The 24,942-nt window shown below is 58.2% G+C and carries 21 protein-coding genes; 10 read left to right on the top strand and 11 right to left on the bottom strand.

The genetic code is table 11. The features are described from left to right. Positions 1-36 precede the first annotated feature (36 nt). Complete coding sequence (locus WA845_RS25125) at positions 37-609, top strand: HutD/Ves family protein (RefSeq protein WP_112557265.1); 573 nt, start codon at positions 37-39, stop codon at positions 607-609. Positions 610-619: 10 nt separating this feature from the next. Here WA845_RS25125 and WA845_RS25120 read toward each other — a convergent pair whose 3' ends face one another. The 4 genes from WA845_RS25120 to WA845_RS25105 form a co-directional block, all read right to left on the bottom strand. Then, on the bottom strand, positions 620-2,098 hold the full coding sequence (locus WA845_RS25120; protein ID WP_112557251.1) for a M81 family metallopeptidase: 1,479 nt from the start codon (positions 2,096-2,098) through the stop codon (positions 620-622). A 70-nt stretch (positions 2,099-2,168) separates the two neighbouring features. Then, a complete protein-coding gene (locus tag WA845_RS25115) occupies positions 2,169-3,257 on the bottom strand; it encodes a D-TA family PLP-dependent enzyme (RefSeq protein WP_003584894.1) in 1,089 nt (362 codons plus the stop codon). 32 nt (positions 3,258-3,289) lie between these two features. After that, positions 3,290-3,685, bottom strand: a complete 396-nt coding sequence (locus WA845_RS25110) for a RidA family protein (protein ID WP_022563271.1) — start codon at positions 3,683-3,685, stop codon at positions 3,290-3,292. Positions 3,686-4,008: 323 nt separating this feature from the next. Beyond that, a complete protein-coding gene (locus WA845_RS25105; protein WP_337322838.1) occupies positions 4,009-5,394 on the bottom strand; it encodes an FAD/NAD(P)-binding protein in 1,386 nt (461 codons plus the stop codon). Positions 5,395-5,814: 420 nt separating this feature from the next. Between WA845_RS25105 and repA the strand changes: the two genes are divergently transcribed. The 6 genes from repA to WA845_RS25075 all read left to right on the top strand — a co-directional run bounded on the left by repA (position 5,815) and on the right by WA845_RS25075 (position 11,755). Continuing rightward, positions 5,815-7,029, top strand: coding sequence for a plasmid partitioning protein RepA (gene repA, locus WA845_RS25100; RefSeq protein ID WP_022563274.1), 1,215 nt, complete (start codon positions 5,815-5,817; stop codon positions 7,027-7,029). After that, positions 7,026-8,039: a plasmid partitioning protein RepB gene (gene repB, locus WA845_RS25095; RefSeq protein ID WP_112557213.1), complete on the top strand. Its 1,014-nt coding sequence runs from the start codon at positions 7,026-7,028 to the stop codon at positions 8,037-8,039. The genes repA and repB overlap by 4 nt, the downstream gene beginning before the upstream one ends. 185 nt (positions 8,040-8,224) lie before the next feature. Further along, a complete protein-coding gene (gene repC / locus WA845_RS25090) occupies positions 8,225-9,502 on the top strand; it encodes a plasmid replication protein RepC (RefSeq protein ID WP_112557215.1) in 1,278 nt (425 codons plus the stop codon). A gap of 452 nt (positions 9,503-9,954) precedes the next feature. Continuing rightward, the gene (locus WA845_RS25085) at positions 9,955-10,167 is read left to right on the top strand and encodes a hypothetical protein (protein WP_112557217.1); all 213 of its coding nucleotides are present in this window, start codon (positions 9,955-9,957) and stop codon (positions 10,165-10,167) included. 65 nt (positions 10,168-10,232) lie between these two features. Next, positions 10,233-10,559 (top strand): hypothetical protein, encoded by a 327-nt coding sequence (locus WA845_RS25080; RefSeq protein WP_223215478.1) that lies wholly within the window; start codon positions 10,233-10,235, stop codon positions 10,557-10,559. Beyond that, positions 10,556-11,755 (top strand): low temperature requirement protein A, encoded by a 1,200-nt coding sequence (locus WA845_RS25075; RefSeq protein WP_045534587.1) that lies wholly within the window; start codon positions 10,556-10,558, stop codon positions 11,753-11,755. Before WA845_RS25080 ends, WA845_RS25075 begins: the two co-directional genes overlap by 4 nt. Before the next feature lie 10 nt (positions 11,756-11,765). Here the strand turns inward: WA845_RS25075 and WA845_RS25070 are convergent, their stop codons facing one another. After that, positions 11,766-13,235, bottom strand: a complete 1,470-nt coding sequence (locus WA845_RS25070; protein WP_112557219.1) for a glycosyl transferase family protein — start codon at positions 13,233-13,235, stop codon at positions 11,766-11,768. 148 nt (positions 13,236-13,383) lie between these two features. On the opposite strand from WA845_RS25070, the gene WA845_RS25065 reads away from it, so the two are divergent. After that, positions 13,384-15,489, top strand: coding sequence for a TonB-dependent receptor plug domain-containing protein (locus WA845_RS25065; RefSeq protein WP_112557221.1), 2,106 nt, complete (start codon positions 13,384-13,386; stop codon positions 15,487-15,489). A 155-nt stretch (positions 15,490-15,644) separates the two neighbouring features. Next, positions 15,645-16,100: a redox-sensitive transcriptional activator SoxR gene (gene soxR, locus WA845_RS25060; RefSeq protein WP_003584914.1), complete on the top strand. Its 456-nt coding sequence runs from the start codon at positions 15,645-15,647 to the stop codon at positions 16,098-16,100. A 30-nt stretch (positions 16,101-16,130) separates the two neighbouring features. On the opposite strand, the gene amyA is transcribed toward soxR, so the two are convergent. The 6 genes from amyA to WA845_RS25030 all read right to left on the bottom strand — a co-directional run bounded on the left by amyA (position 16,131) and on the right by WA845_RS25030 (position 23,927). Further along, complete coding sequence (amyA, locus tag WA845_RS25055) at positions 16,131-17,618, bottom strand: alpha-amylase (protein ID WP_037090378.1); 1,488 nt, start codon at positions 17,616-17,618, stop codon at positions 16,131-16,133. Between the two features lie 111 nt (positions 17,619-17,729). After that, on the bottom strand, positions 17,730-19,460 hold the full coding sequence (locus WA845_RS25050; RefSeq protein ID WP_112557223.1) for an acetyl/propionyl/methylcrotonyl-CoA carboxylase subunit alpha: 1,731 nt from the start codon (positions 19,458-19,460) through the stop codon (positions 17,730-17,732). Next, positions 19,457-21,067 carry a 5-oxoprolinase/urea amidolyase family protein gene (locus WA845_RS25045; protein WP_112557225.1) on the bottom strand — a complete coding sequence of 537 codons (1,611 nt, stop codon included), beginning with the start codon at positions 21,065-21,067 and terminating at the stop codon, positions 19,457-19,459. The genes WA845_RS25050 and WA845_RS25045 overlap by 4 nt, the downstream gene beginning before the upstream one ends. 7 nt (positions 21,068-21,074) lie before the next feature. Then, complete coding sequence (locus WA845_RS25040; RefSeq protein ID WP_006699918.1) at positions 21,075-21,884, bottom strand: putative hydro-lyase; 810 nt, start codon at positions 21,882-21,884, stop codon at positions 21,075-21,077. A gap of 11 nt (positions 21,885-21,895) precedes the next feature. Further along, entirely contained in the window at positions 21,896-22,663 is a 768-nt protein-coding gene (locus tag WA845_RS25035; protein ID WP_006699919.1) for a LamB/YcsF family protein, read from the bottom strand. Between the two features lie 22 nt (positions 22,664-22,685). Further along, complete coding sequence (locus WA845_RS25030) at positions 22,686-23,927, bottom strand: NRAMP family divalent metal transporter (RefSeq protein WP_006699920.1); 1,242 nt, start codon at positions 23,925-23,927, stop codon at positions 22,686-22,688. 266 nt (positions 23,928-24,193) lie between these two features. Between WA845_RS25030 and WA845_RS25025 the strand changes: the two genes are divergently transcribed. After that, positions 24,194-24,859 (top strand): GntR family transcriptional regulator, encoded by a 666-nt coding sequence (locus WA845_RS25025; RefSeq protein ID WP_004437233.1) that lies wholly within the window; start codon positions 24,194-24,196, stop codon positions 24,857-24,859. Positions 24,860-24,942: the final 83 nt, after the last annotated feature.

The following is a 24,942-nucleotide window of genomic DNA, read 5'->3' as shown; positions in this document are numbered from 1 at the left end:
GCCATCGTCCAGACAAACGACCAGGGAATGCAGAAGATGAGACACCTAGAAAACACCGCCTATACATCAATGCCCTGGAAAAACGGCGGCGGTGTAACGACGGAGATCATCGTTCATCCCGCAAAAGCCTCTATGGCGGATTTCGACTGGCGCATCAGCATGGCGAACGTTGCGCAAGACGGGCCATTTTCCATATTTCCCGGAGTTGATCGCACCCTTTGCATCCTCGAAGGGAAAGGCATGAGCCTCAGCATCGACGCACGCGAGCCGGTGGCGTTGACGATGGCAAGCGATCCCCTGCCCTTCGCCGCGGATGTTCCGGTGGACGCCGTTTTGGCAGATGGTCCCATCGTCGATCTCAATGTCATGTCCCGTCGCGAGCAATATTCGCATCGCGTCGAAAGACACCGCACCACACTCACTGTCCAGTCGACAGGCTCAACGGCGACAATAATTTTTGCCGTTGATCCCGTCAGCGTCTCATCGGCCGGCCAAACGGTGCATTTGCAGCGACGCGACAGCCTCTTGCTGGAGCGCGGCGCCGGATTTGCAGTGAAGGGCATGGAAGAAGATGGTCGTTTCTTCGTCGTGACGTTTGATCAGGTCTAAGCTGCTTCCCTCAATCGAGACCGAGCGGGTCGGCAACCCGTGGCCATAGGCCAAGGCTTGCCTTGCGGTAAGGTGTTTTTGCCGGGTCGGTGGGATAGGAGGTCGGGGCCGCGATATAGACGATCTCTGAAGCGATCGGCGCAAAACCCGCGTGAAAATGGTTGGTCGACTTGACGAGCAACAGGTCTTTTTTCGCGAAATCGATTCCAAGATTGGAAAAGATATCCGGCTCATAAGTTTGCGTTCGACTGGTAATGAGAATGATGTCGATTTCGGTGCCGAGCGGCCGGACAACGGCGGCGCGGCCGAGCGTGACGCGACTATTACGGAAACTCTGCCAGCCCGTCTCGACGGTGCGCATAACCATTACTCGGAAATCCAGCGGATCGCCGCCCTGCGGACTGGATTTGCCACCTATGCGAAGATCGAGCTCTGCGCCCTCCCCCGCTGCATGGCAAAAAGAGACTGCGATGGGATCCCAGATCGTCGCGACGCCGATCCTGTCCATGCCGCGCTCTACCATGCGGCGCAGAATGTGGGTCGCGTCACCCGCGACACCGCCGCCGGGATTGTCCCATATATCCGAAACCACCACCGGCCTTTGCGAATTTGCGCTGCGAATGGCAACGGCCTGGTCGAGACCAGCTTCCGTATCCAGCATCGGCATGGCGGTCAGCCTGCGCATGGCATAAAGTTCACGGCCCAGCTTTTCGGCCAGCGCGTCCCCTTTGGTCCTGTCGTCATCCGTAACAACGACGATGCGTGTGCCCATGTCCGGTACATCACCTGCCATGAATCCATGAATAACGGAGATGGAGAGAATACCGTCTTTGCCCTCCATCGCCTTCAGCCGGTCCACATAAGAACGCATCGGCTCACGGCTGGTCGGATAAATGGTGATCATTCGGCAATCGAAAGTCGAGATGACGGGCCTGATTTCGCCGCGCAGAGTACGCAACGCCATTTCGACGACATGTTCGCCGCGTTCCTCAAAATCGGTATGGGGAAATTCCAGGAACGTCGCCATGATATCTAGGCTTTCAACCCTTAATGCCGTGAGATGGCTATGGGGATCGAACTCCGCCGCAATCAAGACGTCCGGGCCCACCATTGCCCGCATCCGCGACAGGAAATCCCCTTCAGGATCGTCATAGCCCTGCGCCACCATGGCGCCATGCAGGCCAAGAACCACAGCATCGACCGGCAGGGCTGCCCGGAGCTCCGAAAGAATGGTGTCGCGCAGTGTTTCATACGTCTGGCGCTGGATGAGGCCGGCAGGCTCCGCCCAGCAGGACGTGCCCTCGATGACCGTGAACCCTTCCGCCTTGCCGCGGCGCCGCAGAATGGGGACCGGCGAGGAGCAGAGCGTCGGCGTGTCCGGATGTTCACCCGGCCCGGCATAGAAAGCCGCACGAAAGGCATCCATATCCGTGGGAACAGGTGAAAACGTGTTGGTTTCGGTGGCGAGCGACGCCGTGAATATGCGCATTTATGGGGTCTCGTTGCCGGAGCTGCCTGCGGGCTGAGCTCGTTTCCTCAAGTTAATTAGCCGGGTAACATTACCAGACCGTGCCGCGTGCAGCGACCTCTTCGACGCGGGTAACAACGCCGTTTCGATGGAACACCATCCTGTCGAAAAGGTTGCTGACGACGCATGTATGGTTCGGTACGACCCTGACGACATCGCCGATCCGGGGACCGCCGGACGCGCAGCCGGAAAGATCGACAACCGCGTGTTCTTCAGAGAGTGAGATGATTTTTGCGCCTTCATGGCCTTCGATCAGCCCATAATCGTTGAAGCCGAGGAGATCGGAGGTCAAAGCCTTGGAGCCGCAATCAAGCACGGCGCGGTCCGCTGCAGGCCGCGAAACAACGGTAGCGAGAACATGCATTGCCAGATCATCGGCCGTGCAATGGCCGGCACGCAACATCGCCCGGTCATTATAGACATAGGTGCCTGCCCGGTGTTCGGTTGCAGAGGGAACGAGATGCGCTGCATAGAAGTCCGGCGAGCCGCCGCTGGAACGAACCGGGCAGTCCACGCCTTTTGCCGCAAGCAGCGCCATGGTGTCGCGCAGGAAGCTTTCCACCTTTTCAGCTCCGCCCGGTGCCGGATAGGTCAAGATACCCTTGAATATAAGTCCCGGCGCGGCGACGATTTTCTCAGCAAGTGCCGCTGCCGCCTCCGGTGTCTGCACACCGCAACGCTTTCCGCCGGTATCACATTCAACAAGCACGGCGAGCGGCCGCCCCTCATCAAATGTGGCAGCGAGGCCGGCAACCGTCACGTCGCTATCAGCAACGACGCTCAGCTGAGCTATACGGGCATTCAGCGCTTTCAACCGCGACAGTTTCGCGGCACCAAGAATATTGTAGGTAATCAGGATATCGTCAAAACCGGCGTCTGCGAAAACCTCCGCTTCGCTAACTTTCTGGCAATTGATGCCTATAGCGCCGGCCTGAAGCTGCTGTCGGGCGATGGCCGGTATCTTGTGTGTCTTGATATGCGGCCGGAAGGCCTTGCCATGACTGTCGAGATAGGCCTGCGCTTTCTTTATATTTGCGGCAAGCCGGTCTTCGTCGATCACCGGCATTGGCGTCGAAATGGCATCAAGCTTTGCGCCCTCGTCAGGCCATGGATAGGTCATCATATGCTCTCTAAGCGAAATAAATCAGATACTTAAGCCAAAGGCTTATAAGCGATAACGTCCATTTCCACCTTGGCGTCAACCATCAGCGGGGATTGTACGGTTGAGCGTGCAGGCGGATGATCGATGAAATGTTTCTGGAACACGGCGTTAAAACTGGAGAAATCCCTGGCGTCATCCAGCCAGACATTCACCTTCACCACATCGGCAAGCGTACAATCAGCCAGCGCCAGGACATCCTTGAGATTGGCCACCACCTGCTCGGTCTGGGCGACGATACCGCCAGTCACCACTTCGCCATCAATGGTGGGCACCTGTCCGGACACATAGACGAAATCACCGGCCCGGACGGCCTTGGCGAAGGGCCGACGCTGCCCACCGGCCTGGCTATCTGCGACCTCGAACCGCACCAACTTATTTTTCACCATTCAAGCCTCGCAAATTATTTTCATGATGTTCAATTTTTCTTGCATTTATAGCCGGTTTAACGACGATACTCCATAACCCATGTAAATTATTTAGCAAATGATGAGATTCGTTCGCTTTTCGCGACATTTTTTGAATGTTGCGGATACTTACTTAACGGCCGGCGATTTTTCGCCACGCGTCGAATATGACCTATTGCATCCAGGCCAAAGAGCGTCATCCACGCGGTGACCGTGACTCAACCGACGAGTTTGCCGCGGCAAACTACGCAGTATAAGTGAGGAGGCCGGAGAGTCCGGCACCATTGTTGGGTCCGCAACAGGCATCAGCCTTGCGCGGATATGAGGCGCTTACCGATCACTCTGTCAGTGATGAAATGCGCTATATCACGAGCCTGGATCCGTATATCCGGAACGGCGGTAATTTCCCAGAACCGGCCTGCCGTCAGCGCGCCGACGGCGAAGAGACCTGGCCATGCCTGGCCATCCGTGCGAAGCAGCCGGGAGTCGCCGTCGACCTCGACACCAAGGCCAAAGGAATCGAGCCGAAGCACCCCGTCAGATCGCATGCTTTCCAGAAGGCGAGAGTGGCCGATACCCGCGCGTTCCATGCCGGTGCAATTGATGACCCAATCGACCTGCAGTTCCTTAATCATCTGTGTATGCCGAACGCGATAACGAATGGAGATGCTCTCCTCCCGTTCATCGATCGCCTGGAGATAACCCGCGTGGATAGTGAGAACGCCGTCTGACAACAGCCTGTCAAAGGCGTCATGCACTTCAGGCGCGATGCGATGTCTATGGATATTCCACCAAGGCAGCGCATGCCGCAAAAACCTTGCGCGTTGCTGTGAGCTGAGGCTCTGCCATAGCGATTGTGTTTTTGGCCGCAAACCGTCCATAACCGAGCGCCATGGCGCCCCGTTGGCCACCTGTTGACGGAGAGATCGTAATAGCTCACTTATCTCAGTAGAACTTTCAGGCAGACGCGGAGCGCTCGGCGGCACAGGCGGACTAACATGCGGATGCGGAATGAGCCCACGGCGGGACAGGACATGGATCGGGCCCCGGTGACCTTTTCCGCGCAGCGTCAACACCTGATCGATCATCGTGAGGCCGGAACCAAGGATACAGATACGATCCCCGCTCTTCACCCGGGACAACCATCCCGGCTGCCAGCAATGGCTCACCACGCGCTGCACGCCCTCTTCACGTTTTGCGACAGTTTGCACCGGCAAACTTGCAGCACCAACGCCGAGACACAGAACGACATTGCGTGCCTGCAATGTCTCGCCATTTTCCAGGGTGAAGGTAAAGCCGCCTTGTGATTCGGGCCGCCAAGCGGATGCCTTCGCCCGAATAAAATCCACACGCGCCCGCTGTTCCCGGCTTCTGAGAAGACTGGCGAGCCGGTCCCGCAAATAGAGCCCATAATCGCCCCTCGACGCGAATAGAAGGGGATCGCTTCCCAGCCCGTTCTGCGCCAACCATTCGACAAAATCGTCCGGGCGGTCCGGGAAGACGCTCATACGCCCCGCAGGCACATTCAGCCGATGATAGGGTAGTTCCGTGCGATAGGCGGTTCCGCGGCCAAAATCCGACTCGTCACCAACGATGGCAATCGACGCCTCCGCTGGCAGTGATGACAGGAGATGGGCTGCTGTACAAATGGCCGAGAAACCCGAACCGACTAGAGCGACGTCATAGGACATTCAATCCTCCAACCAACGACAATGGAATTGCCCGGCAACCGGCGCGAGGCATCCCATACTCTAGTCATGCAGTAGAGATTAACCAGCTGCGAATGTCCACCCTTGAATTTCCCAACTGCCCTGCCCTAGCCGGAAGATAGCGAAAGTTAGCCGCGGCAAACTTCCGGCCCACCTGCTGCAATAACTCAAGCCGAGAGGGCGAGGGAGGGAGGGAGGGAAAACGAGGCCAAGTTAGCCGCGGCAAACCAGAAAACGCCAAGAAGGAAAAAATGATTCTTCCACAATGCTTTAGCGGCGCCTCTGCACATGAGAAAAAAGCCTATTGCGCCAAAAAGAGAATCGGCGCTTATATCTCAGTTGCGGAAAAAACCGCCTTTTTCGAAAAAAACCGCTACTGCAATTTCGAGCGAAAGAAGACCGATGACACAGAGTGCCGATTTAAGACGTGCCGCAGGAGCACCTGACCTGACGAGTCTTATACAACAGCATTCGGCTGCGTTGTCAGCCCAGTTGCAGGCGCATAACGCAAATACATTTTCCCCCCATACCGAAAAGAGCATGCGGCATTTCTCTCCGGCGGAGACCGCAAAGCTCATCGGCATTGGCGAAGCCTATCTGCGCCAGATCGCTTCCGAGTTGCCTGAGCTTGATGCCGCGCAGGTATCCGGGCGTCGCTCCTATTCCGTAGAAGACATGCGCGATATCAGGGGTTTTCTGGACCAGGGTGCGCGTGGCACACGCCGCTACCTGCCCCACCGCCGGGAGGGCGAAGAGTTACAGGTCATCGCCGTCATGAATTTCAAGGGCGGTTCGGGAAAGACAACCACCTCTGCCCATCTGGCGCAATATCTGGCACTACGTGGCTATCGGGTTCTTGCCATCGATCTCGACCCCCAGGCCAGCCTTTCCGCGCTTTTTGGTCACCAGCCCGAGATTGATGTCGGGCCGAACGAGACGCTTTATGGCGCGATTCGTTATGACGATGAACGCCGCCCCATCGCCGAGATTGTCCGTGGCACCTATATTCCCGATCTCCACATTGTTCCTGGCAATCTGGAACTTATGGAGTTCGAACACGATACTCCGCGTGCGCTGATGCGCCGTGCACCGGGTGACACGCTGTTTTTCGCCCGTATCGGCCAGGCGATCGCCCAAGCGCAAAATTTCTACGACGTTGTCGTCATCGATTGCCCACCGCAACTCGGTTATCTGACGCTTTCGGCTCTGACAGCGGCGACATCGGTGCTCGTCACCGTCCATCCGCAGATGCTTGACGTGATGTCGATGAACCAGTTCCTCGCCATGACCGGCGACCTTCTGGCGGAAATTGGCCGGGCCGGTGCTCGGTCGGATTATAACTGGATGCGTTACCTGATCACCCGTTTCGAACCGAGCGACGGGCCGCAGAACCAGATGGTCGCTTTCCTGCGATCGATCTTTGGTGAAAACGTCCTCAATCATCCGATGCTGAAAAGCACGGCGGTCTCGGACGCTGGATTGACCAACCAGACTCTCTTCGAAGTGGAGAGGACGCAATTCACCCGGTCGACCTATGATCGCGCGCTGGAAGCTATGAACAATGTGAACGCTGAAATCGAAGGACTGATTAAAAAAGCGTGGGGTAGGGCAGCATGAGCAGAAAACAGATCTTCGCAAATCTTGGCACACCGGGTACCGACAACAACGATACCACGCCGGAGCGTTCGCGACCCCGTATCAGGCCTATCCTCGGCTCCCCTGAGCTGGTGACGGATGTTTTGAATTCCCCCGTCGGTATGATCGGTCAATCGCTGAATGAAGTCTCGGAGCGCGCCAAACGGGCTGAAGCCATTGAAAAGCAGCTCGCCGAAGGACTGACGATTGTCTCTCTCGACCCCGCGGATATCGATCCCTCCTTCATACCGGATCGTATGCCCGCTTCCGAAGAGGCCGATGCCGGTCTGGTGGAGGCAATTCGTGAGCAGGGGCAGCAGGTGCCGATTCTCGTGCGCCCGCATCCCGATTTCCCGGGCCGTTATCAGGTCGCCTTCGGTCATCGCCGCCTTCGCGCCGTTTCAAGTCTTGGAATTCCGGTCAAGGCCGTTGTGCGGGATCTCAGCGATGAACAGCTGGTGGTGGCCCAGGGCCAGGAAAATAACGAACGCCGCGACCTGACCTATATCGAGAAAGCGCGCTTTGCGCAGAAACTGCAGATGCGGTTCCCTCGAGACACGATCATGGCGGCAATGTCGCTTCATAAGGGCGATCTGTCCAATATGCTTTCGGTCGTTGGACGCATTCCAGAGGATCTGGTCGATCTCATAGGCCCCGCACCCACTGTCGGCCGCCGCAACTGGATGGATCTTGCCGACCAGCTTTCCTCCTCACAGGTCAAGGAGGCGGCCCGCGCATATGTCAGCGAACCGGCGGTTGCCTCGCTTCCTTCCGAAGAACGCTTCAAGGCGCTTCTAGACTTTTTGAAGCCAAAGACACAGGTCAAGAAAACCGGCGTATGGTCTTCGGATACGGGCGGTCGCCTGGCGAAAGTGGTCGAGAGCGACCGGAAGCTCGATATATCGATCGACAAGAACGAAGCACCGGAATTTGCCGAATTCGTTCTGGAACATCTTCAGACGCTGTTTGCCGAGTATCGGTCCAAGCAGTGATTTCTAACCCGAACGACTAACAGGAGACGCATCACAAAAGAAAAAAGCCCCCGAACGTTGCCGCGCGGAAGCCTTTCTTTGATTTAAGCACCCGAAGAATCTCATTTCCGCGAATCATAGTCAAGAGTCTTGGCATCGAATTTTTCGGTGAGCGATTTTCTTTTGCCTTGTGAAAGGTGAAAGACATGGACAGCACATGTGTAACGACGCCCTTTGGGCGGCGAGCGATGTCGTTTGGCGTGCTCGCAACCCAGTTTGCCGCGCAGAAAAACAGAAAGTGCGAAGCAGTCGACAAATGGAAACTCTATCGGTCGGTCTGTGAAGCAAGACCGCTGCTCGGCGTAACCGATCGCTCGCTTGCCGTTCTGAACGCGCTCCTGAGCTTTTATCCCAAAAATGAGCTTTCCAGCGAAGCCGGATTGGTGGTGTTTCCATCCAATACGCAGTTGTCGCTCAGGGCACATGGCATGGCGGAACAGACATTGCGCCGGCATCTTTCGGCTCTTGTCGAAGCCGGCCTCATCATCCGCAAAGACAGCCCGAATGGGAAACGTTACGCACGGAAGCACAGGGGTGGCGAGATCAGCGAAGCCTACGGGTTCTCACTCGCACCGCTTCTTGCCCGTAAAACGGAAATAGAGGAACTGGCCGAACGCATCATTCGCGAACGGCTCGATCTTCAACGGCTTCGCGAGACGATCAGCCTCTGCCGGCGGGACATCCAGAAACTCTGCGAAATGATTGCTGCCAGCGGCAAGATCGAGATCTTTGACGGGTTTCAGGCCCGCTACAACGACATCGCGCGGGCTCTAGGGCGCAATTCGAAGACAGCTGAACTCAAGGAAATCGCCGGTTTTCTGGCTTCACTCCGCGCAGAAGTGACCAACTATCTGGAAAATCTTGAAAAATCGGAAAATTTGAGCGGCAATGACTGCCAAAATGAGCGCCTCATAAAGAATTCAGAATCCGAATCCATATCTGAACCGCAGGAATTGGAGGATGCCGCGCCGGTTCGAACTGCTGCAACAATCGCGTCCACATCCGCAGATGCCGCGGTCGCTGGTGTCACACCTCCAAAGCCAACACCCAGGAACGATCTTCATAAGCAATTTTTTGTTCCTGATATTGTTTTGGTTTTGAAAGCGTGCCCCGATATTTCCCTCTATGCACCTGGAGGTGCGGTGACTGGCTGGAGAGATATGGAGGTGGCAACTTCCGTCATCAGAACCATGTTCAGCATCAGCCAGTCGGCCTATCAGGATGCTTTGGCCACCTTCGGGAGGCAGGGAACAGCGGCCATCCTCGCTTGCCTGTTGCAGAAGGCTGATCAAATCAGTTCGCTTGGCGGATATCTGCGCAATCTCACACGTAAGGCCCAGGAAGGCAGTTTCGATCTCAAGGCCATGCTCACGGCGCAACTGCGTGGCCGAACAGACAAGCAGGAAGCGGGAACGAGATCATGAGGGCGTGATGAGCGGAGCGGCGGCAGCTTGCGAAAAACCGGCTACGCGGTTAGATTCTTGATGTCCACGCAAACACCAAAAGATTCGTTGGAACGAAGCTGGTAGAACACTTTGTGTCCGATCGGGGCTTCCCATGGTTAATGCACAGTAACGAAAGTTAAGTCCAATTTAGCTTTCGTTTGCGCGTTTCCGTGATTGGTTTCAATTGCTTGAGTCTGGAGCATTTTAAATGCGAAGTAGCCGTCTCACCGCCTTCCGGCATCAGTTAGATGGCGACGGGGCCGGGATGAAAATCGTACGGTGAACATCAGGCTGTGGATGTTCGGGCAGAAGTTCCTCCCTCGAAAAAAGTTCCGCGATATGTCGCCAATCCGCGCTACCTTGGCGCCGACGAATTGAACTTTCCCTGGCACTGCGCGTTCCAGTCGATGGTTTAACGGAACGCCACGCTCATGACATTTCCGGATGATATAGAACTGGCCGTCGCCCTTTACATGGCGGATAAAGCTCTGCCCCGACATATTGCAATTGCAGAGCTCGTGAAATCAGTCCTCGAAGACACCGGCTATCTCCCAGGGGGCGAGGGGCGGCCGCCTGAAGTCGTCGATGGGCGATCGAGCGGTGATTACGTGCAATACCGCACTTACCTTGACGGCGATACCTGAAGCTGTGCGGAACAAATGCAGGGGATGGCTGTTATTGGCGCAGATAAAAGCGTCAGGGAATTTCGATGTTACCCAAGCCCCTCTTTCTCGCCGCCGGCCTCGTCTGCGTAATGGTCGTGCCGGTATTTTCCCAGTCCCTGGAAATCAGCCGGCTGGAAGATAAAAAAGACGGTAACGCAGCGGTTTCATCGGCGCCTTCCGCCCAAAGTTACATTATTGATGTCTCCGGAAAAACGGTGCGGCTGGTGGGACCGCAGTTCCTTCCCGACAGCGCGCGTGGGCTGGAATTCCCCGGCCGCGGGTCAGATCATAACAATACCGGGGCTGAAACCCACGTCTTGCGACAGCGAGGGATTGCGATGATCTATGCTCCGCAAACGGAAGCAGAATGAGAACAAGAACCCAGATTTCCCGACGGGCGCCGAGGGCAGAAAGCTGGATCCGGCATGACGGCCAGGAGACGGGAAAGGCGACATTTCCTGAGCTGTTCTTTGATCTGGTTTTCGTTTTCGCTCTTATTCAATTATCCCATTCTCTGGCGAAAGACTTTGGGCCAACGGCGGTGCTGGAAGCCGGCATCCTGATATTGTCCCTGTGGTGGCTGTGGATACACACCACCTGGATCACCAATCTGCTGAATACTGAGAAAGAACCGGTCAGGATTTTGCTCTTCGTGCTGATGTTTGGCGGTGTACTGCTGGCCATCGCCTTGCCGGAAGCCTTTGCCGAACAGGGCCTGGTCTTCGCGCTGATTTACAGCGTCATGCAGATCGGTCGAAGCCTGTTTGCTCTCTATGCCTTCAGGGATGAAGACCGGCAGTCGTTTCTGGTGTTCGTGAGGGTGACGATCTGGCTGGCCATCTCGAGCCTGTTCTGGCTGGCAGGCGGGTTTTGCGATCTGGGGGAACGCATTCTCCTGTGGGGCATGGCGCTCGCAATCGAGTATGCCGGTCCGGCCTGCCGCTATGTTGTCCCCGGCTTGCGTTCTCGCGATGACGACAGTCTGCATCTTTCTGGAGAGCATCTGGCGGAACGTTGCGCCCTGTTTGTCATCATCTGTCTGGGGGAAACAATTCTGACCACTGGCCGGACGGCAACCGAATATATGAACTCCGGGCTGACATTTGTCGTTTTCTGCTCCGCATTCATCAGCACCGTCGCGATGTGGTGGATTTACTTCCATCACGGACAGGCGGAAGCCTCCAGAAAAGCCGAGAACGCCGACGAGAAGGCGAAGATCGCCCATAATCTCTTCAATTACGGACATTTGCCAATCGTCGCCGGTATCATTCTGACGGCGGTGGGAGAGGATTTCAGCCTGTCCCACGCCCACGAGGCCGCAACGATAAGGGAGGCCATCGCAATCGTCGGTGGTCCCGTCCTCTTTCTGGCAGGCAATATCGGTGTCAAGATCGCAGCGACCTATCAGCGCCCCGTCTCGCATTTTGCGGGCGTGGCAGCGCTCTGCCTATTGTTGCCGGTGCCGGGCATTCCGCTATTCATCCTGCAGCTGGCCAGCACGGGTATTCTGCTGCTTGTTGCCCTGTGGGAATATCTGGCTTTGAAAAAGTCAGTCGCCACGGCGTGATCTCGAATGCTCAGACGCTGACCAGATTGCGCGTCCTCTCGTTCCAGAGCTTGAGGCTTTTCGCGTAAGCTTCGTCAAAGGAAAGCCCCATGTCATTGACGAGCATCAACGCGGCGGCGGCGGTGGATATGATGATGGTTTCCGCCCTTTCGTCTTTCGCGGCTCCTGTCCAGACTGCACGCCAATATTCGAAGGTGGTAAACATGGTTGGCATTTCGGCAGGCGGTGCTTCGCGGGCGGGGACCAGGACCTCCACGTCCCTTCCGCTTGAAAGACCGAAAATCCGTGTGCTGCGGAATGGCGTGAACTGTGCGAAATCCCGCGTGTTACCGAGTATGGCGAGATTCTCCACGGCGAGCAGGCGGGCGGTATCGCGATGCAGCTCCTGATAGGCCGGACGGGCAAGCCCTATAATGGTGCTCCTTGCGCGCAGTGGATTGAGAAGGTGGACGACAGTATGCACCGGCAGGCGCATTTCCAGAATGCCATGGAGACTGAGCAGGCTCTGGAATTGCACAGACAGGCCGCCCAGGGGGAGATAGGCGATCCCTTCGGATGACGTGGCCTCGGCCGCCTGCGAAAGCGAACGGCAAAGGGGAATACTGCAGGCTTGTGCGGCGCGTTCAAGCTTGCCGCCATTTTCGCCCTGACCAACATGGCCGTGCAACAGCACCCTGTACCCCGCCATGGAAACGAGGCGGGCGGAATGCACGAACCATGGCGCGTCGCGGTGTTTGGGGGACATATAAGCCGGCCAGTCGAGATCGACGGTGACAGGCCGGTAGCGGTCTCGCCCGACATGTCGCCACGTCGCCTGGATGAAGCCGGCCAGTTCGGCCGCTGTCACGCCGCGATAATGCATGGTGGCGAGCAGTGCCCCGATCTGTATCGGATCGGCATCCCCTTCCAGAATGATCGACAGTGCATCCGTCGCCTCCGATTGGCTGAGCGGACGGCTGTTGCCTATTCCCATCGCAGACGTTGCAATATACTTGGCGAGCCGTTCCTGTGGGGCGGAATTGTGGCCGATGCGGGCGAGACGCTCGGCAATGTTTTCCGGCGTCGGCTGACCTTCAAGAAGAATGCTGGGGCGAAGGGAAAGTGGCGGTGCTTTCATCAATGCCGGCTGCTCCCAGCCGCTCTTATTGATGGTGGCCGGCGCCTCGGGTTCTTCCTGCGAGTAATCGATCAGATTTTCGGCCTCTGCCGCCAGGGAGCGGATGCGCAGGCGCATGGTTTCGGCAAAGGGGGTGGGGCGCAGGCCTTGGCCGGTGCGGAGAAAGAGCTGATCCCCGTATTTTTCCCGTAGCTGCTGCAAGATCCGGCTCATCGATGATGTTGGAAGTCCCATGCCCGCCGCGGCGCGGCTGACACTACCTTCCCGCAACAACGCATCAAAAGCGACAAGCAGTTTCAGCTGCCCAAGCCTGTCGGGTTTTGCCGTGGAAGCCGGTCCGTCTTTTCTCTTGCTGGTTGTCATCTGGCGAATTTTTACTCCACTCCTCTTAAGAGGGAGCCCTTTTTGCAATTTCTAGAATTTAGAACTGTTCGAAAACAAACCTGTTGCGCCTACACGCCCCTCGTAAATAAGTGGGGTGAAATTCTCAAGTTAAATGCGGGGGCATAACATGGAATTGAAGTACCGGGGCTGCAAAAAGGCTTCGATGACAATAAAGACTACTTTTTCGGCAGCAATGGCGGGAACCGCGTTAAATATTGCTCTGCCCGCTTTTGCGCAGCAGGCATCCGAAAATACCACTGTTCTTGAGCAGATCGTCGTCACCGCGTCCGGTTTCGAGCAGAATGTAAAAGACGCTCCGGCCAGCATCACCGTCGTCACACGGGAGGATCTGGAAAAGGGGGCGTATCGCGACCTGACTGACGCCTTGCGCGAAGTGCAGGGCGTGTCCGTCACCGGGATCGCCAACGAAAAGGATGTTTTCATCCGCGGCTTGCCGGGCGCCTATACGTTGATCCTCGTTGACGGCAAGCGGCAGAGCACGCGCGATGCCCGCACGAATGGCAACTCCGGCTTCGAACAGAGCTTCGTGCCGCCGGTTTCGGCGATCGAACGTATCGAAGTGGTGCGCGGTCCCATGTCCTCGCTTTATGGCTCGGATGCCATGGGCGGCGTGATCAACATCATCACCCGCAAGGTCGGCGACGTCTGGTCGGGCTCCGTCACCACCGAGGGCACGGTTCAACAGCATTCGAAATTCGGCAACAGCGGCCAGGTCTCCTGGTATGCGAACGGTCCGATCCTCAAGGATCAGCTTGGTCTGCAGCTCTGGGGCAGGGGCTTCACGCGCGGCGAAGACCGCATTTTGAGCGGGACCACCGGCGCCAAGGAATATGATTTCAACGGCCGCCTGACGTTTACGCCGAACGAAGATCACGACATCTATCTCGAAGGTGGCAAGACAAGGCTGCGCCGTAGCGCCGAGCCTGGCGAATCGCTCGCGGCCAATAGCGACGGCACCTACAACATCAACACGCGTGACCACTGGTCACTCTCGCACACCGGCCGCTGGGGACCGACCACATCCGAATTCTCGTTGCAGCAGGAATGGGCGGAACGCACCAATTTCACCAGAAACATCCGAACCGGCCGCGTGACTGAAAATGCACGCTCGCCGGAGGTGCGCAATACCGTGCTCGATGGCAAGTTCACCACGCCTTTCGAGCTTTTCGGCAACCACACACTGGTCACGGGCGGCCAATATTTTGAGGCACGGCTGACGGACCAGAACCCGGGCCGCCGTACCGGCCGGGACGAGACGTTTTCGGCCACGCAATGGGCTCTATTCCTTGAGGATGAGTGGCGCATCGTTGACAACTTCGCGCTGACGGGCGGGCTTCGCCTCGATAACCATGAAAAATACGGCAACCATTTCAGCCCGCGTCTATATGGCGTCTGGAGCGCCACGGAAGAGCTGACCATCAAGGGCGGCGTTTCCACCGGTTTCCGCGCACCGGAAATCCGTCAGATCGCGCCGGGTTATGCCTATACGACAGGTGGGGGCGGTTGCACCTATGGTCCGAGCGGCACCTGCGGTGTGATCATCGGCGATCCCAACCTCGAAGCGGAAAAAAGCACGAGTTACGAAGTGGCGGCACTTTGGGAGAATGGTGACGTCGCTCTGGGGGCCACCTATTTCTACACCGATTTCAAGGACAAGATTTCCAACGCGCTGGTGCTCAATCCCGATGGAACGCCTGTCCGCTGGAGCGAAGACCGCAACTACCGCCTCTGGTATAATTACAATATCGACGATGCGGTCATTCAGGGTGTGGAATTGACGGCGACCTGGTACGCGACGCCGGAACTGACGCTGCGCGGCAACTATACCTATACGCATTCCGAACAGAAGACCGGTGATTACCAAGGTTTTCCATTGGCGCGGACACCGGAGCATATGGCCAATCTGCGCGGCGACTGGGTGACACCGATCGATGGTCTGGAAGCCTGGGCCTCGCTGAATTACCACGGATCGGAAATCAATGCCGGCCCGCGCATCGGCACGAACGGCACGCCGGTGACGATCAACGGCAAGGCCGGTCGAAAATATGACGCCTACACCACGCTGGATATCGGCGCGAAATATGCGGTCGCCGAAAATGTCGATCTCAATGCCGCCGTCTACAACGTCTTCGACAAGGATGTCGGCAACGACGATTTCAACACCGTCATGGAAGGCCGTCGTTTCTGGATCAGCATGACAGCGAAGTTCTGATCCAGTCATAGTCGCGAAATTCGGAGGCGCCATCGGGCGCCTCTTTTTTTGACCGTTGTCTATTGACCTCAACTATGGTTGAGGAATTATACCGGCTGCTCTTCGTTGTGTTTCCGCGTTTCCGAGCGGAAATCGGTCCGGAAGCAGGAGCCAGAATGGAAAATACCATACTCAAACACAGCCTGACGGTGGGAGAGGTTGCCCGCCGCAGCGGCATCGCCGTCTCCACCATCCATTTTTACGAGGCGAAGGGATTGATCGAGGGCTGGCGCACCGCCGGCAATCAACGCCGTTATCATCGCGCCGTTCTGAGGCGCATCGCCATCATCCGCATTGCGCAGCGGGCGGGTATACAGCTGAGCATCATCAGGGACGCAATGGCCGACCTGCCGCAGGATCGGGTGGCGACAACAGCCGACTGGCGCAGGTTCTCCCAATCCTGGCGGGAAATGCTCCAGCTTCGCATCAACAACCTGATCATGCTGCGCGACCAGCTTACCGGCTGTATCGGTTGCGGGTGCCTTTCGCTGGATGATTGTCCGTTGCGCAATCCGAACGATGTTCTCGCCGATAACGGCGCAGGTCCGCGCCGCCTCGTTTCGGCAGAGTGAGCATAATTTTCGGACCGTTAGCCTTGTTGCTCACCCGGATTCGGCTGGCACCCAAACGCTGACACTGCCGCCGTTGGTGGGGAAGACGCCCTTGCCGCTCTCATCGAGGGTGATCTCCTCTTGACGGTGCCCGAGGAAGTCGCGCCAGACCGCCCTTGCATGATCCGGACCGAGATCGACATGCTTTTCCGCCGGTTCGCCATTCGACATCACCACGACACAGCCCGGCGCATCGGCGGTGCCATGGCGAATGAAGGCGATGCAGTTCGGGTCATCAAAAATGTCCGTCTGTACGCCATTGGCGAAACGGCTGCGCGCCTCTATGAGCTTCGGCAGGCATTCGATGGCCGGCATATCGATTTTGTACTCATTGCCGTCATTACCCGTGTCGGTATAGCTCGTGCCGAACAGATCGGGATAAAAAACGCAAGGCACGCCGTTTTCACGCAGCAATATGATTGCATAGGCGAGGGGCTTGAACCAGGGCTCCACCGGAGCCTCCAGCGATTGCAAGGGCTGGGTGTCGTGGTTATCGACAAGCGTGACGGCGTGATCGGGAACGACGGAAACAAGCGCACCATCGAAAATGCTGCGCATGTCAAAACCACCGCCCTGTTTCGACGCGTCGTGGAAGCTGTGGTGAAGGGCGACATCGAAAAGCATCAGCTGCTTGTCGACGAGTTCGAGATAGCTCTTCAAGGCCTCAAGATCGGGGTGCCAATATTCCGCTACGACGAAAAGATCGGGGTCAATAGTCTCGCGCATATGGCCGACCCAGTCGCGGAAGAACCATGCCGGAATATGTTTCGCGGCATCCAGACGGAAGCCGTCCACCTGGACCTGCTCGGAAAGCCAGCGGCCCCAATATTTGAGCTCTTCATAGACGGCCCGATTGCGAAACTCGACGTCCGCGCCCATCAGATAGTCGAAATTGCCGTTTTCTTGGTCGACTTCCTCGTTCCACTCACCGTCGCCATATTCGTTGACGAGCCGGAAAATGCCGTCTTCGGTCGGCTCTTCGATGTGATCGACGCCGCTGAAACATTTCTGGTCCCAGATGAATTTGGAATGCGCGCCGCCTCGGCCGGGAAAGGTGAAACGTGTATAAGCGAGTGCGGAAAAATCCTCGTCGTCGATATCCGTGCGATCGTCGGGATTGACGCGGCGAACCCGTACCTTTTCCTTCTCGTCGGCACCCATCTTGTGATTGAGAACGACGTCGTGAATGACACGAATGCCATTCTCTTTCAGCGTCTTGCCCGCATGCTCGAGGGCGCCACGATCACCGTATTTGGTGGCGACGGTGCCCTTCTGGTCGAATTCGCCGAGGTCGAAGAGATCGTAGGTGTCATATCCAACCGAATAACCGCCGGCGGCGCCCTTGTAGGCGGGCGGCAGCCAGACGTCGGTAATGCCCATTTTGGCAAGGCTTTCGGCCTTCTCGGCCACCTCGCTCCATAATTTCCCTCCGTCCGGATAATACCAATGGAAGAATTGAAGCAAGGTGCGTCCGGCCATATTTCCCTCACGATGGTTAGCAGGTCGCGCCATAAACGGCCCGGTGACGAAAGGGTTCCGCCACCGGGGATGCGCGATCTGCGATTATGAGGTCGTTGCGGCGCTTCAATATTAGCCGGCTATTTCGAGCACCCTATCGCCGGCCTGAAGATAGTCGCCTTCCTTGCCGATCAGGCGGATCCTGCCGGCCCTGGTGGCGACAATCTGCGTCTCCATCTTCATTGCTTCCATGATTGCCAGGAGATCACCTTCCGCGACCGTGTCGCCATCTTTTACCTTGAAGGACTGCAAGGTGCCGGAAACGGGAGCAGTGATTTCACCCTCGTTCCTGTCGACCGCAGTGCCGGAAACGGACGCCTGGCCGCCGTTGACGCTGCCGAGGCTGGAAAGGAGAATGCTGGGCAGGCCGACCGAAACACGCTTTCCGTCAATCTCGAGATAGGTTCGTGTCATGGAAGGATCGTCGGCCGGTGCCGGGCGCTCCATGGCGTCGGGCATGGCGGCAAAATCGGTTTCGATCCAGCGGGTGTGAACCTTGAACCCATCCGTGCCGATGAAGTCGTCCGTCTCGATCGCGGCGCGATGGAACGGAAGAACGGTCGCGATACCCTCGATGCGGAATTCCTTCAGCGCGCGGCGGGCACGGCGCAGGACCTGATCTCGGTCAACACCTGTCACGATGAGCTTCGCCATCAGCGAGTCGAAGACACCAGGCACGACGGAGCCGCTGACGACACCGCTATCCATGCGAATGCCGGGACCGGACGGCGCGTCGAAAACCGAGATCGAGCCGGGCGTCGGCAGGAAGCCGCGGCCAGGGTCTTCGGCATTGATGCGGAACTCCATGGAGTGCCCGCGCGGTTCGGGCGTTTCAAGGACACGCAACGTCTTGCCTTCGGCAATACGGAACTGTTCAATGACGAGATCGATGCCGGTGGTTTCCTCGGTGACAGGATGTTCCACCTGCAGGCGCGTATTGACCTCGAGGAAAGAAATCGTGCCGTCAACGCCGAGCAGGAATTCGACGGTGCCGGCGCCGGAATAACCGGCTGCGGCGCAGATCGCCTTGGCGGCGTCATGGATTTTTTGGCGCTGCTCATCGGACAGGAAGGGGGCGGGGGCCTCTTCGATCAGTTTCTGGTTCCGGCGTTGCAGCGAGCAGTCCCGGGTGCCGAGAACAAGCACATTGCCGTGTTTATCGGCCAGAACCTGCGCTTCGATATGGCGCGGCCGGTCAAGGAAGCGCTCCAGAAAGCATTCGCCACGACCGAAGGCGGCGGTTGCTTCGCGCACGGCGGATTCGTAGAGGTCGGCGATCTCCTCCATTTTCCATGCGACCTTAAGACCTCGGCCGCCCCCGCCATGGGCGGCCTTGATGGCGACGGGCAGGCCGTGTTGTTCGGCAAAAGCGATGACTTCTGTGGCAGAAGAAACCGGACCGTCGCTGCCGGCCACCAGCGGTGCGCCGACGCCGGTGGCGATGCGCCGTGCTTCGACCTTGTCGCCCAGCGCCTCGATGACATGAGGGTCGGGACCGATCCAGATCAGGCCGGCATCGATGACGGCTTGGGCAAACTCCGCGCGTTCGGACAGAAAGCCGTAACCGGGATGCACGGCGTCCGCGCCAGCGCGTTTGGCAACCGCGATCAGCTTGGTAATGTCGAGATAGGTCTCGGCGGGGCGCACGCCCTCCAGCGCATAGGCCTCATCCGCCAGCCGGACGAAAAGCGCGTCCTGATCGGGATCGGCATAAACGGCGACCGATTGCAGGCCGTAATCGCGACAGGCGCGGATGATGCGCACCGCGATCTCGCCGCGATTGGCAATCAGCACTTTTTTCATCGCTTTTCTCCTCGGAATTCTATGTTTTTGGCCGCGATTTCGGCAAAGGGGCCGATCGGGCGGAATTTGATTTTGGCGTTGACCGGGACCTGCCCGGCAAGATCGAGATGATATTCCGCTACCGCGCCGATGACGGGATAACCTCCGGTCAGCGGGTGATCGGCAAGGAAAAGAACCGGCTGGCCGCTATGGGGAATCTGGATCGCGCCCGTTGCCGTGCCTTCGCTCGGAAGCTCCGCACTGTCCTTGCGTTCCACCGGCACGTCGCCTGAGAGGCGAATGCCGACCCGGTTCGATTGTGGGGTGACCTGCCAGAGCTGGCCAGTCAGCGTCTCGATACCCCTCTGCGTGAACCAGTCCGTTCGGGGCCCGAGAACGACATCCAGTGTCACGATCTCGCCCGTTGCCGGCGGCTCGAAAGCCGGAACCTCGTTGATCGATACGCTGGAAAGGCCGGACGTCTCACCCTTAAGCGGCAGGATGGCGCCTGCACCGACCGGCTCCGGGCCAACAACGGCAAGTGTATCCGTCGCGAAACTGCCGAGCACCGGCTGGACATCGAAGCCACCGCGCACCGCAAGATAACAACGCATACCTTTCGGCGGCTGGCCGAAAGTGACCACATCACCGGCCTCAAGGGAAACCGGTGCATGCGCCTTTGCCAAGAAACTGCGATCTGCTGCCGTTATGGTGATGGGGCAGGGGGCGCCGGCTGTGCCAATGACTGCTCGGCTCGTGCTCCTGAAAGAAAAACCGCCGAGCGTCAGTTCGAGGCACGGCGTATTGACCGGATTGCCGACGATACGGTTTGCGGCGTTGAACGCGCCGCGATCCAGCGCGCCAGAGGCCGATACGCCCTGTCCGGTCTGGCCAAAGCGGCCGAGATCCTGGAAAATTGCCGGCATCGGCGCGGCGAGCACCTCGAAATGCGGGCCGTCCTTTGTTTGCCCCTTTTCGCGCTGTGTCGGGGCTGGAATGTCGACTCTTCTGCCGGCCTTGTCCATGTCGAAGAAACGCACCCGGTAACCCGGCTGGAAAAGCGCACCAGGCTCACGGTCGATGTCCCACATCTTCACCGGCGTGGTGCCGATGATCTGCCAGCCGCCGGGGCTGTTTTGTGGGTAGACGCCGCTGAAAGCACCGGCCAATGCTACGGAGCCGGCCGGAATACGGGTGCGCGGGCTCTGCCGGCGCGGCACATGCAGTGCCTGATCGCCGCCGACAAGGTAACCGAAGCCGGGGGCGAAGCCGCAGAAGGCCACGGTGAATTCGCTTTCGGTATGGCGGCGGATAACCTCTTCGACGCTCATTCCGGTCAGTCCGGCAACATCGGCGAGGTCTTCGCCATTATAACGGACGGGGATTTCTACAAGATTGTCCGATGGCGCGATCTTTGCCGAGAGATCGCGGCTCGCAAGCTGCGCAGCCAGCGCTTCGGAGCCGATCTTCTCGGGCCGGAACCGGATCATCAGCGTGCGGGCAGCCGGCACCGTCTCTTCTATGCCTTCGATGGGATCGTTCTGCAGCGAGGCGAAAAGCGCCAGCGTTTCATCGAGATCGGCGAGTTCGACAAGAATGGTGGTGAGGCTGACGGGAAGAAAACGCATCATATCCTCACGCGTGATAGGCGGTGTCGGGAATGTCGGTGATGAACATGTGTCCCGGCGCATGGGTAATGGCAAAGGGAACACCGGATGCCATCACGGCGGCCTGTGGGGTGACGCCGCAGGCCCAGAAGACCGGAACCTCGCCGGGTTCGATCCGCACCGCGTCGCCGAAATCGGGCTTTGCGAGATCGGTAATGCCGATCTCCTCGGGCGCACCCACATGCACGGGCGAACCATGCACCGCTGGAAAACGTCCTGAAATGGTTGCCGCATCAGCGACGCGCGACGCCGGGATCGGCCGCATGGAAACGACCATATTGCCCTTCAGCCGACCGGCCGGACGGCAGGGGCGGTTGGTGAGATACATGGGCACATTGCTCTTGTCCGTCATATGGCGGATTTCGATACCCGCCTCCACCATCGGTGTTTCGAAGGTGAAGCTGCAGCCAATGAGGAAGGCGACGAGATCGTCGCGCTCAGCCCATGCGGCGGTGGCATCAGCGGTTTCCTCAACAAGCTTGCCGTCACGCCAGATGCGATAAAGCGGCAAATCAGTCCTGAGATCGGCGCCAGGCGCCAGAAGCGTGGTTGGCGATCCGGGATCGGACACGTCGAGTACCGGGCAGGGCTTGGGATTGCGTTGCGCATAAAGCAGAAAATCGAAAGCCCAGTCGCGCGGCAGCACGATCATGTTCGCCTGTGTGAAGCCGGGCGCGATGCCGGAGGTAGGGGCGACAAGACCGCCGCGATAGGTGGCGCGGGCCTTGCGGGCGGCGTCCGCGTCCGTGTGATTGAGATAGGATGTGGGTATCGTCATCGGCTATCCTTTCAGCGATTGGATGCAAAAGAGCGGATGTCGATGCCATCAGCCTCGAAGCGCCGGCGGATTTCCTGGGCGATGGCGACCGCACCGGGGCTGTCGCCATGTACACAGATGGATTGCGCTTCGATTTTTATAATACTGCCATCGATCGCCTCCAGCGTGCCTTCGCGGGCAAGCTGCACCATGCGGTCGGCAATTTTTGCCGCGTCATGTAATACGGCACCGGCTTCCCGGCGGGAAACGAGCTGGCCCTGAGGCGTATAGGCGCGGTCGGCAAAAGCTTCGGCAACGACGGCAAGACCGGACTTGCGGGCGAGATCGAGGATGGGCGCGTTGGCGAGGCCCATCAGCACCAGTGAAGGATCGACCGCCTTGATGCCGTCGATGACGGCCTGTCCCTGTTTTGCGTCATTGGCAATGCGGTTATAGAGCGCGCCATGCGGCTTGACGTAACGCACCGTGGTTCCGGCCGCGGCGGCAACACCCTTCAGCGCGCCGATCTGGTAGATGACATCGGCAATCAGTTCTTCCGAGGTGGCGTCCAGATCGCGGCGGCCGAAGCCGACGCGGTCAGGATAGGAGACATGGGCGCCAACGACAACGCCCTTTTCGGCAGCGGCCTTGACGGTGCGGTAGATGCCGGCCGGGTCGCCTGCGTGAAATCCGCAGGCGATGTTGGCGCTGGAAACGATGGCGAGCATCGCCTCGTCATCACCCATGCGCCATGCGCCGTAACTTTCGCCAAGATCGCTGTTGAGATCGATAGCGGCCATGTTTGCCTCCCTTGGTTTTTGCTTACAGGCCGAGCAGGCCGAAGATGGTGCCGGCTGACTTGTAGCCCATGTACCATGTCAATGCGCAAGTCAGAACGCCGAGTACCAGCAGAACACGCGAGTAGCGGTGGCCACCCATCAGGTCTTCACGTTTCCATGCGGCAAACAGGAAGATGCTGAGGCCGATGGGCAGAATGAGGCCGTTCAGGCCGCCGACAAAGACCAGCATGGCGGCGGGCGGCGTCGTGATCAGCAGGTAGCAGACGAGCGAGACCGCGATGAAAACGACCGTCGCCATGTTGCGGGCACGTTCGGTCATGTCCTGCTTGAAAACGGGCAGGAATGAAACGGAGGTATAGGCTGCGCCGATGACGCTGGTAATAGCCGCTGCCCAGAAGATGACGCCGAAGAGGCGGAAGCCGAGATCGCCTGCGGCCGAACGAAAGGCCTGCGCAGCCGGGTTGGCGGCCTGGCTGGAGGTGTCGATGACGACGCCGCTGGCGACGACGCCGAGAATGGCGAGGAACAGCACATAACGCATGACGCCGGTGACGGCGATGCCGGTCAGCGCGGCGCGGTTGACGGCCGGCAGGTTTTCGATGCCAACCATGCCGCGATCCAACAGCCGATGCGCGCCGGAATAGGTGATATACCCGCCAACAGTGCCGCCGACGATGGTGGTGATGGTCGCAAAATTGATCGTGTCCGGCAGAAAGGTCTGGCGGAAAGCGTCGCCCACTGGTGGTGCGGAAACGAAGGCCACATAGAGCGTGAGCACGATCATCAGGATGCCGGCGAAAATGATGAACCGGTCGACCGCAAGGCCCGCCCGCTTGGAAACGAAGATGGCGATGGAGAAGACAGCGCTGATGGCGCCACCGATTTTCGGATCAAGTCCGAAAATGGCGTTGAGACCAAGGCCGGTGCCGCCAATATTGCCGATGTTGAAGAAAAGACCGCCAACAATGACGAGGATGGCCAGAAGATAACCGGAACCGGGAATGGCAGCGTTCGCGATATCGGATGCGCGCATGCGCGTCAGCGTGACGATACGCCAGATGTTGAGCTGAACGACGAAGTCGATGAGAATGGAGGCGAGGATGCCGAAGGCAAAGGCGGCGCCCAGCTGCGTGGTGAATGTCGCCGTTTGGGTAATGAATCCCGGACCGATGGCGGATGTGGCCATCAGGAAGATCGCTCCCAGAAGCGATGCGCGTTTTGAAATTTTTAGATCGGCAGTCGGGGTGAGCTTATTCTGCTCCATGGATTTTCTCCGCTCCATTTGCAATCCGCCCCTCGCGGATGCTTTATGAGAGCGAGTTTGTCGTGTTCCGCGAAATTGTCAATATTGTTCAACAATAAATAATAATCGTTCTCTTATTTTGTCTATTTGTTGGACGTTATGCGCATGAATTCAGCATGTTTTTTTCGTGCTTTGCTAATGCTTTGTGCTATGGGCAGAACATGCCGTGTCCGAACATGCCTGTCACGGAATTCCCGATGCTGCATTGCTCTTAGGAAAGGAGCGCCATGACGGAAACGATAGAGGGTCTGCCGCTTGCGGATCGATTGGCCAAGGGTATTCGTACCCTGCTGATATCAGGTGAGCTGGCGCCGGGTCAGCGCCTGTCAGAGGCAGCCTTCAGTGAACGTTTCGATGTCTCCCGCAATTCGCTGCGCGAAGCATTCCGCCTTTTGACCAAGGACGGGCTTCTGCGTCATGAGGCCAATCGCGGTGTGTTCGTCGCAGTCCCCACCATGTCCTCGGTCATCGATATTTACCGGGTGCGGCGCATGGTCGAGTGTGGAGCATTACGTCAGGCCTGGCACAAGCACCCCGCGATCAAAACGATGCGGGCAGCGGTCGAGGATGCGAAGGTAAAGCGTGAGGCTGCTGATTGGCTGGGCGTGGGCAGCGCCAACATGAAATTTCATGCCGCTGTCGTTGATCTCCTCGACAGTGCCCGGATCAGCGACTTTTACGAGCGCATCGCCGCTGAACTCCGGCTGTGTTTCGGCCTCTTGAAAGATCCCGAACAGCTTCATTCTCCATTTGTCGACATGAACAGCAAGATCCTGTCACTGATGGAGGAAGGCAAGGCGCAGGAAGCGGGCGACGAGATGGACACCTATCTCAATCTTTCAGAGCGTACGGTCCTGAAAGCGCTGGAACGTGCCGTGGAACACGCCTCCTGACATAGCGGGCGGCGGCGGCGAAACATCTCGTGCCGTACTGTTTCACTTTTGCCGATCAGGGCGATTGCCAAGTTTGCTGCGCT

Source organism: Agrobacterium sp. CMT1 (assembly GCF_037203725.1).
In the GTDB taxonomy this organism is placed as follows: Bacteria; Pseudomonadota; Alphaproteobacteria; order Rhizobiales; family Rhizobiaceae; genus Agrobacterium; species Agrobacterium pusense.
Note: the sequence above shows the minus strand (reverse complement) of the source record. Positions and strands in the feature narration are given on the sequence as shown.